This is a genomic window from Saccharopolyspora sp. NPDC049357 (genome assembly GCF_040677225.1).
GTDB lineage: Bacteria > Actinomycetota > Actinomycetes > Mycobacteriales > Pseudonocardiaceae > Saccharopolyspora.
The window spans coordinates 1-13,535 of the sequence record NZ_JBFAQJ010000073.1 but is presented as its reverse complement, the minus strand read 5'-3'; the positions used below and the strand labels follow the sequence as shown (position 1 = coordinate 13,535).

General features: G+C 70.2%; 12 protein-coding genes and 1 riboswitch. Of the genes, 3 read left to right on the top strand and 9 right to left on the bottom strand.

All coding sequences use genetic code 11. The features are described from left to right. Positions 1 to 210: 210 nt before the first annotated feature. The 8 genes from AB0J91_RS32500 to AB0J91_RS32465 form a co-directional block, all read right to left on the bottom strand. Entirely contained in the window at positions 211 to 480 is a 270-nt protein-coding gene (locus AB0J91_RS32500) for a HesB/YadR/YfhF-family protein (protein ID WP_125089038.1), read from the bottom strand. 84 nt (positions 481 to 564) lie between these two features. Continuing rightward, positions 565 to 3,453: an aminomethyl-transferring glycine dehydrogenase gene (gene gcvP, locus AB0J91_RS32495; RefSeq protein WP_363876739.1), complete on the bottom strand. Its 2,889-nt coding sequence runs from the start codon at positions 3,451 to 3,453 to the stop codon at positions 565 to 567. A 162-nt stretch (positions 3,454 to 3,615) separates the two neighbouring features. Further along, a riboswitch (glycine riboswitch) is annotated at positions 3,616 to 3,712 on the bottom strand. An 83-nt stretch (positions 3,713 to 3,795) separates the two neighbouring features. After that, a complete protein-coding gene (locus tag AB0J91_RS32490; RefSeq protein WP_132673654.1) occupies positions 3,796 to 4,368 on the bottom strand; it encodes a MerR family transcriptional regulator in 573 nt (190 codons plus the stop codon). A gap of 271 nt (positions 4,369 to 4,639) precedes the next feature. Beyond that, a complete protein-coding gene (locus AB0J91_RS32485; RefSeq protein WP_132626999.1) occupies positions 4,640 to 5,116 on the bottom strand; it encodes a bifunctional nuclease family protein in 477 nt (158 codons plus the stop codon). A 394-nt stretch (positions 5,117 to 5,510) separates the two neighbouring features. After that, positions 5,511 to 5,978, bottom strand: coding sequence for a glycogen accumulation regulator GarA (gene garA, locus AB0J91_RS32480; protein ID WP_132673653.1), 468 nt, complete (start codon positions 5,976 to 5,978; stop codon positions 5,511 to 5,513). Between the two features lie 118 nt (positions 5,979 to 6,096). Next, a complete protein-coding gene (gene gcvH, locus AB0J91_RS32475) occupies positions 6,097 to 6,480 on the bottom strand; it encodes a glycine cleavage system protein GcvH (protein WP_363876736.1) in 384 nt (127 codons plus the stop codon). 101 nt (positions 6,481 to 6,581) lie between these two features. Continuing rightward, a complete protein-coding gene (locus AB0J91_RS32470; protein WP_363876744.1) occupies positions 6,582 to 7,175 on the bottom strand; it encodes a CDP-alcohol phosphatidyltransferase family protein in 594 nt (197 codons plus the stop codon). A gap of 253 nt (positions 7,176 to 7,428) precedes the next feature. Further along, a complete protein-coding gene (locus tag AB0J91_RS32465) occupies positions 7,429 to 7,644 on the bottom strand; it encodes a hypothetical protein (RefSeq protein ID WP_363876741.1) in 216 nt (71 codons plus the stop codon). Positions 7,645 to 7,943: 299 nt separating this feature from the next. Between AB0J91_RS32465 and AB0J91_RS32460 the strand changes: the two genes are divergently transcribed. Continuing rightward, the gene (locus tag AB0J91_RS32460; RefSeq protein WP_363876733.1) at positions 7,944 to 9,857 is read left to right on the top strand and encodes a propionyl-CoA synthetase; all 1,914 of its coding nucleotides are present in this window, start codon (positions 7,944 to 7,946) and stop codon (positions 9,855 to 9,857) included. 197 nt (positions 9,858 to 10,054) lie between these two features. On the opposite strand, the gene AB0J91_RS32455 is transcribed toward AB0J91_RS32460, so the two are convergent. Next, entirely contained in the window at positions 10,055 to 10,654 is a 600-nt protein-coding gene (locus tag AB0J91_RS32455; protein WP_363876730.1) for a TetR/AcrR family transcriptional regulator, read from the bottom strand. A 115-nt stretch (positions 10,655 to 10,769) separates the two neighbouring features. Here AB0J91_RS32455 and AB0J91_RS32450 point away from each other — a divergent pair, with 115 nt between their 5' ends. Together AB0J91_RS32450 and AB0J91_RS32445 are read left to right on the top strand one after the other, a co-directional pair. Further along, a complete protein-coding gene (locus AB0J91_RS32450; RefSeq protein ID WP_363876727.1) occupies positions 10,770 to 11,624 on the top strand; it encodes an NAD(P)H-binding protein in 855 nt (284 codons plus the stop codon). Positions 11,625 to 11,742: 118 nt separating this feature from the next. After that, positions 11,743 to 13,329, top strand: coding sequence for a beta-N-acetylhexosaminidase (locus AB0J91_RS32445; RefSeq protein WP_363876724.1), 1,587 nt, complete (start codon positions 11,743 to 11,745; stop codon positions 13,327 to 13,329). Positions 13,330 to 13,535 lie beyond the last annotated feature (206 nt).

Sequence of the window (13,535 nt, the reverse complement as noted above, 5' to 3'; positions counted from 1 at the left end):
TACTCCGGATCTCACAACCCCCCACACAAACCCCCCCCCCCCGCCGCCCCCCCGGGGGCCCGACGGCTCAAGAGCGCGTTCTGAGGTTGTGCGAGCGGCGTAGCCGCGAGGGCCGCCCTCGCAACCCGCGCCGCCGCGGGCCCTCAGACGTCGTCTGGGCAGGACGCCGCGACGCCAGGCCGAACGGCGACGCGGAACGAACCTCTGAGGTCAGTCCCGCACGGCCAGCGCCAGTTCGCCGTTGCTGTCCTTCTCGGCATCCAGGGTCTTGTCGCCCAAGAGCTCCGAGACCTCCTTCTCCAGGAAGATCCGGACGCCGTTCTCCTCGATCACCTCGTCGCCCTCCTGGGGTTCCTCGGCGATCGACGCCTGCAGCCCCTGCCCGGCCGGCGCGATGCGCAAGCCCGAGCTGGCCGGAGAGTCGCCGCCGACGAGGACGAGCTTGATGACCTCGACGGCGCTCTCACTGATGGTGAGCATGGTGCTCAACTCCTCTCGGAGCCGGTCGGTTGAAGGGGCCACCGTGTCATCGTCGCGACCGGACGCGCAAACCGACCCGCCGACTCAGCTCTGGTACGCCGCCAACGGTGGGCAGGAGCAGACCAGGTTGCGGTCGCCCTTGGCGCCGTCGATGCGCCGGACCGGCGGGAACACCTTGATCGCGTCCGTGCCCATGGGATAGGCCGCCTCCTCGCGGGAGTAGGCGTGGTCCCACTCCTTGGCGAGGCTGGCCGCCGTGTGCGGGGCACCGACCAGCGGGTTGTCGTCGGCGGGCCACTGACCTGCGACGACCTTGTCGATCTCGGCGCGGATGGCGATCATCGCCTCGCAGAAGCGGTCCAGCTCGGCGAGGTTCTCGCTCTCGGTCGGCTCGACCATCAGCGTGCCCGCGACCGGGAACGACATCGTCGGCGCGTGGATGCCGTAGTCGGCGAGGCGCTTGGCGACGTCGTCGACGGTGATGCCGCTGGTCTTGCTGATCTGCCGCAGGTCCAGGATGCACTCGTGGGCGACGAGGCCGCCCGCACCCGTGTAGAGCACCGGGAAGTACTCGCTCAGCCGCCGCGCCACGTAGTTGGCGGCGGCCACGGCGGTCAGGGTCGCGCGGCGCAGGCCGTCGGCGCCCATCATCCGCACGTAGGCCCACGAGATCGGCAGGATCGAGGCGCTGCCCCACGGGGCGGCGCTGATCGGGCCGACACCGGTGGCCGGACCGGCGGCGGGCTGCAGCGGGTGGTTGGGCAGGAACGGCGACAGGTGCTCGCGGACGCCGATCGGGCCGACGCCCGGACCGCCACCGCCGTGCGGGATGCAGAAGGTCTTGTGCAGGTTCAGGTGCGAGACGTCGGAGCCGAACTTGCCCATACGGGCCAGGCCGATCAGCGCGTTGAGGTTCGCGCCGTCGACGTAGACCTGGCCGCCCGCGTCGTGCACCAGCCCGCAGACCTCGCGCACGGTGTCCTCGTAGACGCCGTGGGTGGACGGGTAGGTGATCATGATCGCGGCGAGGTCCTGGGCGTGCTCGCCGACGAGCTCGCGCAGGTGGTCCATCTCGATGTTGCCCTGCTCATCGCAGCGGACCACGACCACCCGCATCCCGGCCATCACGGCGCTGGCGGCGTTGGTGCCGTGCGCGCTCGCCGGGATCAGGCACACCTCGCGCTCGGCCTCACCACGGCTGTGGTGGTAGGCGCGGATGGCCAGCAGGCCCGCGAACTCGCCCTGGCTGCCCGCGTTGGGCTGCAGGCTCACCGCGTCGTAGCCGGTCACCTCGGCGAGCCATTCCTGCAGGTCGGAGACCACCTTGAGAAGGCCCTCGGCGTCCTGCGCGGGCGCGAAGGGGTGCAGCGAGGAGAACTCCGGCCAGGTGATCGGCTCCATCTCCGCGGTCGCGTTGAGCTTCATCGTGCACGAGCCCAGCGGGATCATGCTGCGGTCAAGCGCGATGTCCTTGTCCGACAGCTGCCGCAGGTAGCGCAGCAGCGAGGTCTCGGAGCGGTGCGTGTGGAACACCGGGTGCGTCAGGTACTCCGAGGTGCGGGCCAGCGCGACCGGCAGCGCGTCCTCGGTCTCGACGTCGAGCTGTTCGACGTCACCGGCGGTCACGCCGAAGGCCTCCCACACCGCGGCCAGGTGGGCGCGGGTGGTGGTCTCGTCGCAGCTGATGCCCACGTGGTCGGAGTCCACGCGGCGCAGGTTCACCCCGCCGCGGCGCGCGGCCGCCAGGACCTCGTCGGCCTTGCCGGGGACCTTGGCGACCACGGTGTCGAAGAACTCGCCGTGCACGACCTCGACACCACCGCGGCGCAGCTGCTCGGCGAGCACACCGGCCATCCGGTGCGCGCGGGTCGCGATCGCCTTGAGCCCGTCCGGACCGTGGTAGACCGCGTACATCGAGGCAACCACGGCCAGCAGCACCTGCGCGGTGCAGATGTTGCTGGTGGCCTTCTCACGGCGGATGTGCTGCTCGCGGGTCTGCAGCGCGAGCCGGTACGCCTGGTTGCCCTCGACGTCGACGCTCACGCCCACCAGGCGGCCCGGCAGCTGCCGCTCCAGGCCCTTGGCCACGGCCATGAACCCGGCGTGCGGACCGCCGAAGCCCATCGGCACGCCGAAGCGCTGGGTGCTCCCCACGACGACGTCGGCACCGATCTCGCCGGGCGCGCGCAGCAGCGTCAGCGCCAGCAGGTCGGTGGCCACCACGACCTTCGCGCCCCGCTCGTGGAGCGCGGCGATCAGGGCCTCCTGGTCGCGCACCGCGCCGGAGGCGCCCGGGTAGGACAGCAACGCGCCGAAGAACTCGCCCTCGGGCAGCTCACCGGAGGTCAGGTCGGCGACCACGACCTCGATGCCCAGCGGTTCGGCGCGGGTCTCGATGACCGCGATGGTCTGCGGCAGCGTGTCGGCGTCGACCAGGAAGCGCGGCGACTTGGACTTGCCCGCGCGGCGCACCAGGGTCATGCCCTCGGCCGCGGCGGTGGCCTCGTCGAGCATCGAGGAGTTGGAGACGGGCACGCCGGTCAGGTCGGCGACCATCGTCTGGAAGTTCAGCAGCGCCTCCAGCCGGCCCTGCGAGATCTCCGGCTGGTAGGGCGTGTAGGCGGTGTACCAGGCAGGGCTCTCCAGCACGTTGCGCAGGATCACCGGTGGGGTGACCGTGCCGTAGTAGCCCAGGCCGATCATCTCGGTGTGCGGGGTGCAGCGACCGGCGAGGTCGCGCAGCTCCGCCAGCGCCTCGGTCTCGGTGGCCGGTTCCGGCAGCGACAGCTGCAGGTCGCCCTCGCGGATGGTGTCCGGGACGGCCTTCTGCCCCAGTTCTTCCAGGGAGCCGACGCCGATGACGTCGAGCATGCGGGCCAGCTCGGCGGGCATCGGGCCGACGTGGCGGTCAGCGAACGGCCTGCCGTGCTCCAGCGCGGCCAGAGGGATGCGGTCGTGCGTCGCGTCGGTCATCGCCAAAACCTCAATCATCGCGGCGAACAAAGGGCGGCAGCGGATGCTGCTCTCCCCCTCTGTCCCCGTTCGCGAAGCGAACGCCTGAGAGCTTCACCCGGCGGACCGGGCTTGCACCGTCGGCGGGGCCCACCAGTAGGTGTGCCCGCTTTCCAGAGGTATCTCGCCCGTGCGGTCCAGGTGGCCTGAGAGGTTGTCGGGGAGAGTTGCTCCTTCGGCGCCGGTCCTGGTCAGGACCGGACTCTCCCGCACGGGGTCGGCGATGGCGCTCAGAGTACCCGATCAACAGCGTCTATCAGACCATCAATGTCGCCTACCGCACAGATGGCGGGCACCGGTGGTTCAGCCGGTCTCCGCTTGGCGGTCACGGCGGCGAGCCGCGAGCTCGTCGTTGATCGCCGACTCGATGTTCTCGCCACCGTCGGCGCGCTCGGCCGGGAACTCGTGGATGGTCCCGCTGATCTCGCGCATCGCACCGCTGACCGCGATGCCGAACACTCCCTGCCCGCCCTGCAGCAGATCGACCACCTCCTCCGCGGAGGTGCACTCGTAGACCGTGGTGCCGTCGCTGAACAACGTCAGCTTCGCCAGGTCCTGAACGCCGCGCTTGCGAAGGTGCTCCACCGCGACTCGGATGTTGTGCAGCGATACCCCGGTGTCCAGCAGACGCTTGACGACCTTGAGCACCAGGATGTCCTTGAACGAGTACAACCGCTGCGAGCCCGATCCGGCAGCACCGCGGATGGACGGCCCGACCAGCTTGGTGCGCGCCCAGTAGTCGAGCTGCCGGTAGGTGATGCCCGCGATCTGGCAGGCCGCCGGCCCGCGGTAACCGACCAGTTCGTCCGGGGCAGAGGCGTCGGGGAACAGCTCACCCTGCTCCGCAGCATCCGAGGTCGCTGCTTCCTCCACCACGCCTGCCTCCCCTCGTCCGGCCCGAAGCCGACGACGACGATCACCAGCGCCCGGACCGTTTGCGGTCCAGGGCCGCGAAGCCGTACACCGGCTGAATCACACCGGGGCAATTCGCGTAAGTCCGAAGGTATGCCCGCTGAGCAGGCGGGTCAACGCGACGCGCGGGCCGCGCGCGCTCTCGTTGGCCGGCGCAAGAACCCGGCCCCCGGGCTGCTGGTGCAACCCGGGGGCCGGTGTGGTCTGTTCGGACTAGAACCCGAAGCGTCGGTCCTCAGGTGTCGGCACCGCGGAAGTCCTCCGGGGAGACGGAGTCGAGGAACTCGCGGAACTTCTCCACCTCGTCCTCCTGCTCGTCCGGAATGATCAGCCCGGCCTCGTCGAGGACCGACTCGTCGGCGTGGATCGGAACTCCGATGCGCAGCGCCAGCGCCACCGAGTCGCTCGGCCGCGCGGAAACCCGCACATCACCGTCGAACACCAGCTCGGCGAAGAAGGTGCCCTCCTGCAGGTCGGTGATCCGCACCTGCTCCAGGTCGCGGCCCAGGGCTCCGATGACGTCCTTGAGCAGGTCGTGCGTGAGCGGCCGCTGGGGCCGCACGCCCTGCTGCTCCAGGGCGATGGCCGTCGCTTCGACCGATCCGATCCAGATCGGCAGGTAGCGCTCACCCTGAGCCTCGCGCAACAGCAGGATCGGCTGGTTGGCTGGTAGTTCAACTCGCACGCCGACGACGCGCATCTCGCTGCTCATCGTCACATCGCCTCCTCCAGCGCGCCGAAGCGTGACATCCCCGTCGAGGGTCCCGCACCGACGCCTCCGACGCTACCCGCGATACGGCGGACACGCCCTTCCATCGGCGGTCCCGGCGGACCACCACCGTCGCGGTCGTTGTAGTCGGGGCTCGCGGCCCGGACCGCTGGCGAGCTCGTCGTTGAGCAATACCCAGCACGATACACCGCGCAGAGCCCGGTCGAACCCGCCGGAACTGCCCTGCTGCGCTGTCAAAACCGCTTGTGGCGCCGGGAAATTCCCGGCGAGGAGGGACGAGATCCGCGCGCGGGCCGCGCAGCTGCCTCATGCGTCAGCGGGGCGACGCCTCGTGGCGCCGCCCCGCTGACGGGTTGAAAAGCCCTGTTCGACGGCCTCAGCGGCCGCCCTGGCCCCCATCGATCGGCCCGGTCAGGAAGACCAGGCGGAACTTCCCGATCTGGACCTCGTCGCCGTTGGCGAGCACCGAGGTGTCCACCGGCTCCCGGTTCACGTAGGTGCCGTTGAGGCTGCCCACGTCGACCACCACGAAGTCGTTGCCCTCGCGGCGGAACTCGGCGTGCCGCCGGGACACCGTCACGTCATCGAGGAAGATGTCGCTGTCCGGGTGCCGGCCGGCGCTGGTGGTCTCCCGATCCAGCAGGAACCGCGAACCCGCGTTGGGGCCGCGCTTGACCACCAGCAGGGCGGAACCCGCCGGCAGCGCATCGACCCCGGATGCGGGGGCAGGCTCCGGGGCCGCGCTCTCGGTGCTTTCCGGCTCCGAGAGGAAGGGCCTGAAGACCGAGGTGGTCTCCGGTGACTGCTCCGGCGGAACGTCGCCGAAGCCGCTGTTTTGGCTCACCTGAGCTCTCCTCTACGCGGATAGATCGTGCCAAGTATGCGCCCAACGTACCGTGCCTGGACAGCCTCGGAACGAGCGACTCCCGTCATCGTCCCACGGATGCCTCCCGGCAGGACGATCATGCCTGGTCGATCAGCTTCTGGTAACCATCGGCGTCGAGCAGACCGGCCAGCTGCTCCGGGTCGGCGAGCCGGATCTCCACCATCCAGCCCTCCCCCGTTGCGTCCGAGTTGACCAGCTCCGGTTGGTCCTCCAGCGCGGCGTTGCCGGCGGTGATCTCACCGGTGACCGGGGCGTAGATGTCGGAGACGCTCTTGGTCGACTCCACCTCGCCCATCGACTCCCCGGCGGCGATCTGCTGCCCCACCTCGGGGAGCTGGACGAACACCACGTCGCCCAGCTGCTGCTGGGCGTAGTCGGTGATGCCGATGCGCACGGTGTCCTCGCTGATGCGCTGGACCCATTCGTGCTCTTCGGTGTACTTGATCTCCGGGGCCGCCACGGTGGTCCCGCCTTTCGTCCGCTGTTGCAACGTGCCGAGTGATCGGCGCGGCGAGCGTATTCACCGGCCACCTAGGGCCGCAAGACGACGCGCAGCCGGGATCAGGCGCGGGCTCTGGCCCCGCGCACGGCGGCGGCGACCTGCCCGAGGTAGAGGATGCCGGCCCACAGGTACAGCGCCCCGCCCCAGGCGGTGAAGGCGTAGGCGATGGGCCGGACCACGTCGGATCCGGTGAAGTCGTCCTGCACCAGCAGCAGCAGCGGGAACGCGTACATCAGGCAGAACGTGGCGGCCTTGCCCAGGTAGTGCACCTCGGGCGGTTCGTAGCCGTGCCAGCGCAGCACCGGCAGGCACAGGGTGAGCACGACGTCGCGGCCGACCAGGGCGACCGCCACCCACCACGGGATGACGTCGCGCAGCACGAAGGCGATCAGGGTCGCGACGATGTAGAGGCGGTCGGCAGCGGGGTCGAGCAGCTCGCCGATGCGGCTGTACTGGTTGAGCCAGCGGGCGAGCTTGCCGTCGAGCCAGTCGGTGGCGCCGCTGATCACCAGGACCAGCAGCGCGAGCAGGTCGGCCTGCGGGCCGAGCAGCAGCCAGAGGAAGACCGGCACGCCGGCCAGGCGGATCACGCTGAGCAGGTTGGGCAGCGTCCACCAGGGATCCGCCCACACGTCGCGGGCGACCTCGCGGATCCGGTCCAGGCCGGGATCACCCGGCCCCGGGTGGTCCTTCCCCGCTCCAGCCCGCGGCCCGCTCGTGGTGTTTTCCGTGGTGCGCTCGGCGTCCTGCACCACGAGCCTCCCCTGAATGGTTGTGCGCACTGCCCCGCAACGGGTGCACACCTGTGCATCCTTACCCGATCAGGGTCTCATATGGGCAGCGCAACCCACTTGGCGGCCAGCCGGAGGCGGGACAGCCTGCGGCTCCGGAAGAACCGCCGCGGATTCACCCGCGAGTGCGGCTCCAGCCCCGGCGGTGCAACTCGGCATCGGTGAGGAACCGGGCTCTGCCGCGATCGTCCACGCCCGCCCAGCGGGCGCCCGCGGTTCCCTCTCGGACGTAGGAGTGGCCGCCGCTCCAGACCACGCTGCACGGCGCGGTCGGCAGGTCGTTCGGCTCGTCGACGGTCGCTGTGGCCCCGGGAGGCTCTGCCGGTTCCATCGTGCTCATAAGTTCGTAGCACCTCCGATTCATTTGTCGGCGCGGGACACCTCGGTGTTAGCCCGGCCATCGGCTCGTCGCCGATTGTGCGGCCTGCGAGCCGCACTGGCGCGCCGGAAACGCACCCGCAGCGCCCAGCGGCGCGGCGGCGTCGCCGAATCGCATCAGATGTGAGCGCGACCGAATTCCGTTCCCCCGTTCGTCCGAACACCGGTGTTTCGCTCGTGACGAACGCGTTTCGGCCGAACGGCCGCGCGGGCCCCTGGCGCCGAGATCTGATCTGAGGTACTACACAGGCGGTGTCACAGCGGACGCAGGAGGTAGTCGCAGCGATGGGTGAGTACGCGGAGAACTACCGGCGGAGCCTGGACGACCGCGAGGGCTTCTGGCTCGACGCGGCGCGGGCGATCGAGTGGGACCGCGAGCCGACGCGGGCGCTGGACGATTCAGCCGCGCCGATGTACCGCTGGTTCCCCGACGGCGAGCTCAACACGTGCTTCAACGCGCTGGACCGGCACGTCCGCGACGGGCGGGGTGAGCAGCCCGCGCTGATCTGGGACTCGGCGATGACCGGCGTCGTGCAGACCTGGACCTACCGCGAGCTGCTCGACCGGGTCGCGCTGTTCGCCGGAGCCCTGCGCGCGCAGGGCGTGGCCGCGGGCGATCGGGTGGTGCTGTACCTGCCGATGATCCCCGAGGCGGCGATCGCGATGCTGGCGTGCGCGCGGATCGGTGCGGTGCACTCGGTGGTCTTCGGCGGCTTCGCGCCCAAGGAGTTGGCCGCGCGCATCGACGACGCCAGGCCGAGCGTGATCGTGGCGGCCTCCTGCGGGCTGGAGCCCAACCGGGTCGTGGAGTACAAGCCGATCGTGGACGAGGCGCTGCGGCAGGCGGAGCACCAGCCCGGGAAGGTGATCGTGCTCCAGCGCGATCAGGCGCGCGCCGAGCTGGGCCCTCGCGACATCGACTGGCAGGAGGCGGTCGAGGGCGCCGAACCGGCGGAGTGCGTGCCGGTGGCCGCCACCGATCCGCTCTACGTCCTCTACACCTCCGGCACCACGGGCAAGCCCAAGGGCGTGGTGCGCGACAACGGCGGGCACGCGGTCGCGCTGCGCTGGTCGATGGCCAACATCTACGACATCTCCCCCGGCGAGGTCTTCTGGACCGCCTCGGACGTGGGCTGGGTCGTCGGCCACTCCTACATCGTCTACGCGCCGCTGCTGACCGGGGCGACGACGGTGGTCTACGAGGGCAAGCCGGTGGGCACCCCGGACGCGGGCGCGTTCTGGCGGGTCATCGCCCAGCACCGGGTCAAGGCGCTGTTCACCGCGCCGACGGCGCTGCGGGCGATCAAGCGCGTCGACCCGGACGGCCGGCTGCTCGCCGAGCACGACACCTCCAGCCTCGAAACGCTGTTCCTTGCCGGTGAGCGGCTGGACCCGGAGACCTACCACTGGGCGGCCGGGCAGCTGGGCGTGCCGGTGATCGACCACTGGTGGCAGACCGAGACGGGATGGCCGATCTGCGCGAACCTGCGCGGGTTGGAGCCGATGCCGGTCAAGGCGGGTTCGCCGACGGTTCCGGTGCCGGGTTACGAGATCGCGGTGCTGGATCAGGCGGGTGCTCCGCTGCCGCCGGAGACCGACGGGGCGATCTGCCTGAATCTCCCGCTGCCGCCGGGCACGCTGCCGACGCTGTGGGGCGACGACGAGCGGTTCCGCGAGTCCTACCTGTCGCGCTACGAGGGCTACTACCTCACCGGCGACAACGGCTACGTCGACGCCGACGGCTACGTGTTCGTCATGGGCCGCACCGACGACGTGATCAACGTGGCCGGTCACCGGTTGTCGACCGGGTCGATGGAAGCGGTGCTGGCGGCGCACCCGGCGGTGGCCGAGTGCGCGGTGATCGGCGTGCACGACAAGCTCAAAGGCCAGGTGCCGCGCGGTTTCGTGGTGCTCAAGTCCGGTGTGGACATCTCGGCCGAGACGCTGCGCGAGGAGCTGGTGACGGCGGTGCGCGAGCAGATCGGCCCGGTGGCGGCGTTCCGCGACGTCGCGGTGGTCGACGGTCTGCCCAAGACCCGCTCGGGCAAGGTCCTGCGCAAGTCGATGCGCGAGATCGCCGATCGCGGCGACACCGTCGTGCCGTCGACGATCGAGGACCCGTCGGTTCTCGATCAGCTGCGCCCGTCGCTGCGCGGGGACGGCTAAGTGCTGTTTAGGGATGCGGCGGAGCCGTTGCTTCAGGTGTGGGACTCAGCTCGCACCGCCGCAGGTTCTGAGCGGTTTCGTGGCGAGTACGCCGCGACGCCGTGTATTGGCATACATCAGGAGTGGCGCACGGAGTCCACGGAACCGCTCAGGTTCTTCCACTGGCACCGCTACGCAAAGCAAACCCTAAACAGCTCCTAGGCCCGTCGGGATCCCTCCCGCCCGCGGATCCCGTCGAGGAGGAAGGTGGTGCGGCGGTCGTAGTCCTCCCGGCGGGGGCGGGTTCCGTGCTTGAGGGCGAGCGCGTTGTCGTGCAGGAGCGCGTGGAGGTCGTCCGCGGAGAACTCGGCGCGCAGCGCGCCCGCAGCGCGGCTCACCTCGATGAGCTCCTCGTTGATCTCGCCGGCGACCCGGCAGATCTCCAACAGGCTCTGCGCATCGGGGTAGACCTGCAGCATCGCGTCGTTGGCGGCGGGTTGGCGGTACTGCAGGTCGCGGATCGCGGTGACGTAGTGCGCGAACCGCTCCCAGGGATCGCCGATGGCGCGGGTGCGGTCGATGATGCCGTGCAGCTCGACCGCGACGACCTCTTCGATGACGGTGTCGATGAGGCCGATCCGTCCGCCGAACCGGTTGAAGATCGTCGCCTTGCTCACCCCCGCCGCTTTGGCGACCTCCTCCAGCGGCACGGTGAGGCCCCGCCCGCGGAAGGCGTCGATCGCGGCGTGCCGGATCTGGTCGGCGTTGCGCTTGGCGTCGGCGCGCAGGCGCGGTTCCGCAGGTGCTCCACCGCTCATTCCTGCACCGCCCTTCTCCGCGCCATAAGTTGACTACCCCAGTCAGCTTACCTACTGTGGCGGCGCAGGACAAAGCTGACCCCTGAGGTCAACTTATGAGCGGAAGGGCGCGACCATGATCGTTGTCACCGGTGCGACCGGCGGGCTGGGCGGCGCCACCGTCGAGCATCTCCTCCAACGCGTGCCCGCCGAGCGGATCGGCGTCAGCGTCCGCGACGTCGGCAGAGCTCGCCACCTCGCCGACCGCGGAGTGCGCGTGCGACAGGGCTCCTACGAGGATCCGGCCGCGTTGCGCGAATCGTTCGAGGGCGCCGAGCAGGTGCTGCTGGTGTCCGGCAACGACCCGACCGCCGACATCGTCGGCCTGCACGGCAACGCGATCGAGGCCGCCGCGGCAGCCGGCGTCCAGCGGTTGATCTACACGAGCCAGCACGCCGCCACCCCCGGCAACCCGTACCCGCCGTCGCAGATCCACGTCGCCACGGAGGCGATGCTCGCCGACTCCGGCATCGCCTGGACCTCGCTGCGCAACGCCGCCTACGGTCCGCTCGACGAGGTGCTCGGCCCGTGGTCGCGGACCGGGAAGATCGCGCAGCCGGCCGACGGCCCCGTTCCCTACACCGACCGCGCCGACGTGGCCGAAGGCACCGCGGTCGTCTTGGCCGCCGGCCACCACCACGATGGCCCGGTCACCCTCAGCGCCTCGACCGCCGTCACCTTCGACGATCTCGCCGAGACCGCCTCCCGCCTCATCGGCCGCACCGTCGAGCGCGTCGTCGTGGACGACGAGCAGTGGATCGCCGACCAGGTCGCGAGCGGCATGCCGCCGGAGGTGGCCGATTTCATGCTCACCTGGTACCAGGCCGCCCGCGCCGGCCACTTCGCTGCCGCCGATCCGCTCCTGTCCGAACTCCTCGGACGCGAACCCCGAAACGTCGCCGAGCGGCTCGCGGACGGCATCGCCGGCTGAGCTGCTGCCGGCAGCCCTCGACGGCGACCAGTCCGATACGTCCGTTCGGAGGCTTCCGGCTTCCGTTTTGGTCTATACCTTTGTTGGCACCGTTCCCCCGAGAATGGAGCCTTCAACGATGAGCGCACGACCTCGATCGAGGGCGGCGAAGGCCGGACTGGCCGTCGTCGCCGGAGCTCTGCTGGCCGCCGGAACCGCGGTTCCGGCCGGCGGTGATCCCGCCCCCGCGGCCTCCGCGATGGACAACATCGTGCCCGCGCCGGAGTCGGTGACGCCGAACCCGGCGGCCGACTTCGAGCTCTCCGAGCAGACCGCGATCCTGGCGCCAGGCGAGGCGGCCGGGGTCGGCGAGTACCTGGCGGGCGTGCTGCGGCCCTCGACCGGCTTCCCCGTGCCGGTCAACCCCGCGCTGCCCGGAACCGGCGACATCGCACTGGTGCTGGACGGAGATCCCGCGCTGGGCCCGGAGGGCTACCGCCTGCAGGTCGCCGACGACGCGGTGCGGGTGCACGCGACCAGCGCCGACGGCCTGTTCAACGGCGTGCAGACGCTGCGCCAGCTGCTGCCCGCGGGCATCGAGAGCCCGACCGCGCAGCCCGGTCCGTGGACGATGCCCGGCGGCGAGATCACCGACAAGCCGCGGTTCGGGCACCGGTCCGCGCAGCTGGACCCGGCGCGGCACTTCTTCACCGTCGACATGGTCAAGCGCTACATCGACCAGGTCGCCAAGTACAAGGTCAACAAGCTGCACCTGCACCTGACCGACGACCAGGGCTGGCGGCTCCAGATCAACAGCTGGCCCCGGCTGACCGAGTTCGGCGCGCAGACCGAGGTCGGCGGCACGCCGGGCGGGTTCTACACGCAGCAGGACTACACCGAGATCGTCAACTACGCCGCGTCCCGGCACATGACGGTCATCCCCGAGATCGACATGCCGGGCCACACCAACGCCGCGCTGTCGTCCTACGCCGAGCTCAACTGCGACGGCGTGGCCCCGCCGCCCTACACCGGCATCGACGTCGGGTTCAGCTCGCTGTGCGTCAACAAGGACATCACCTACCGGTTCGTCGAGGACGTCATCCGCGAGGTGGCGGCGCTGACCCCCGGCCCGTACCTGCACATCGGCGGCGACGAGGCGCACTCCACCACCGACGAGGACTACGTGGCCTTCATGTCGAAGGTGCTGCCGCTGGTGGAGAAGTACGGCAAGAAGCCGCTCGGCTGGCACGAGTACGGCAAGGCCGCCCCGCAGGGCGACGCGGTGCTGCAGTTCTGGGGCACCACGAACGGCGATCCGCTGCTGAACGAAGCCGTGGCGCGCGGCAACAAGGTCCTGGCCTCGCCGGCGAACAAGTCCTACCTGGACATGAAGTACGACGAGAACACGCCGCTGGGCCTGCAGTGGGCCGGGTTCATCGAGGTCGCCGACGCCTACGGCTGGGACCCGGGCAGCTACCTGCAGGGGGTGCCGGAGGAATCGGTGCTCGGCGTGGAGGCTCCGATGTTCAGCGAGACGCTGGAGACCTCGCAGCACATCGAGTTCATGGCGTTCCCGCGCCTACCCGCCATCGCCGAACTCGGCTGGTCCCCGAAGCACGCCCTGAACTGGGAGTCGTTCAAGAACCGCCTGGCCGCCCAAGGCCCGCGCTGGCAGGCCGCAGACCAGGACTACTACCGAAGCCCCCAAATCCCCTGGACCCAGTAACGCCCACCCCCACCCCGGAGCAGCCGACGACCTCGGGCGAAACGTCGTCGGCTCCCGCCGGGAGTGGGTGATTCGAATTTCGCGCGAAATTTGACTCCGAACTTCGGCGGTCGAATTTAGGGCGAAAATAAGATAAAGAGGGGGGGGGGGGTGAGCAGATAATTGGTGGGATGAACAGACACCCGAACCCGAGGGGGGGGCGATGG

What these genes read in the sequence shown, in the direction of transcription:
- AB0J91_RS32500 (WP_125089038.1), bottom strand. Translation starts at nt 480, where the DNA reads ATGCTCACCATCAGTGAGAGCGCCGTCGAGGTCATCAAGCTCGTCCTC.
- AB0J91_RS32445 (WP_363876724.1), top strand. Translation starts at nt 11,743, where the DNA reads ATGAGCGCACGACCTCGATCGAGGGCGGCGAAGGCCGGACTGGCCGTC.
- AB0J91_RS32450 (WP_363876727.1), top strand. Translation starts at nt 10,770, where the DNA reads ATGATCGTTGTCACCGGTGCGACCGGCGGGCTGGGCGGCGCCACCGTC.
- AB0J91_RS32465 (WP_363876741.1), bottom strand. Translation starts at nt 7,644, where the DNA reads ATGGAACCGGCAGAGCCTCCCGGGGCCACAGCGACCGTCGACGAGCCG.
- gcvP (WP_363876739.1), bottom strand. Translation starts at nt 3,453, where the DNA reads ATGACCGACGCGACGCACGACCGCATCCCTCTGGCCGCGCTGGAGCAC.
- AB0J91_RS32485 (WP_132626999.1), bottom strand. Translation starts at nt 5,116, where the DNA reads ATGAGCAGCGAGATGCGCGTCGTCGGCGTGCGAGTTGAACTACCAGCC.
- AB0J91_RS32455 (WP_363876730.1), bottom strand. Translation starts at nt 10,654, where the DNA reads ATGAGCGGTGGAGCACCTGCGGAACCGCGCCTGCGCGCCGACGCCAAG.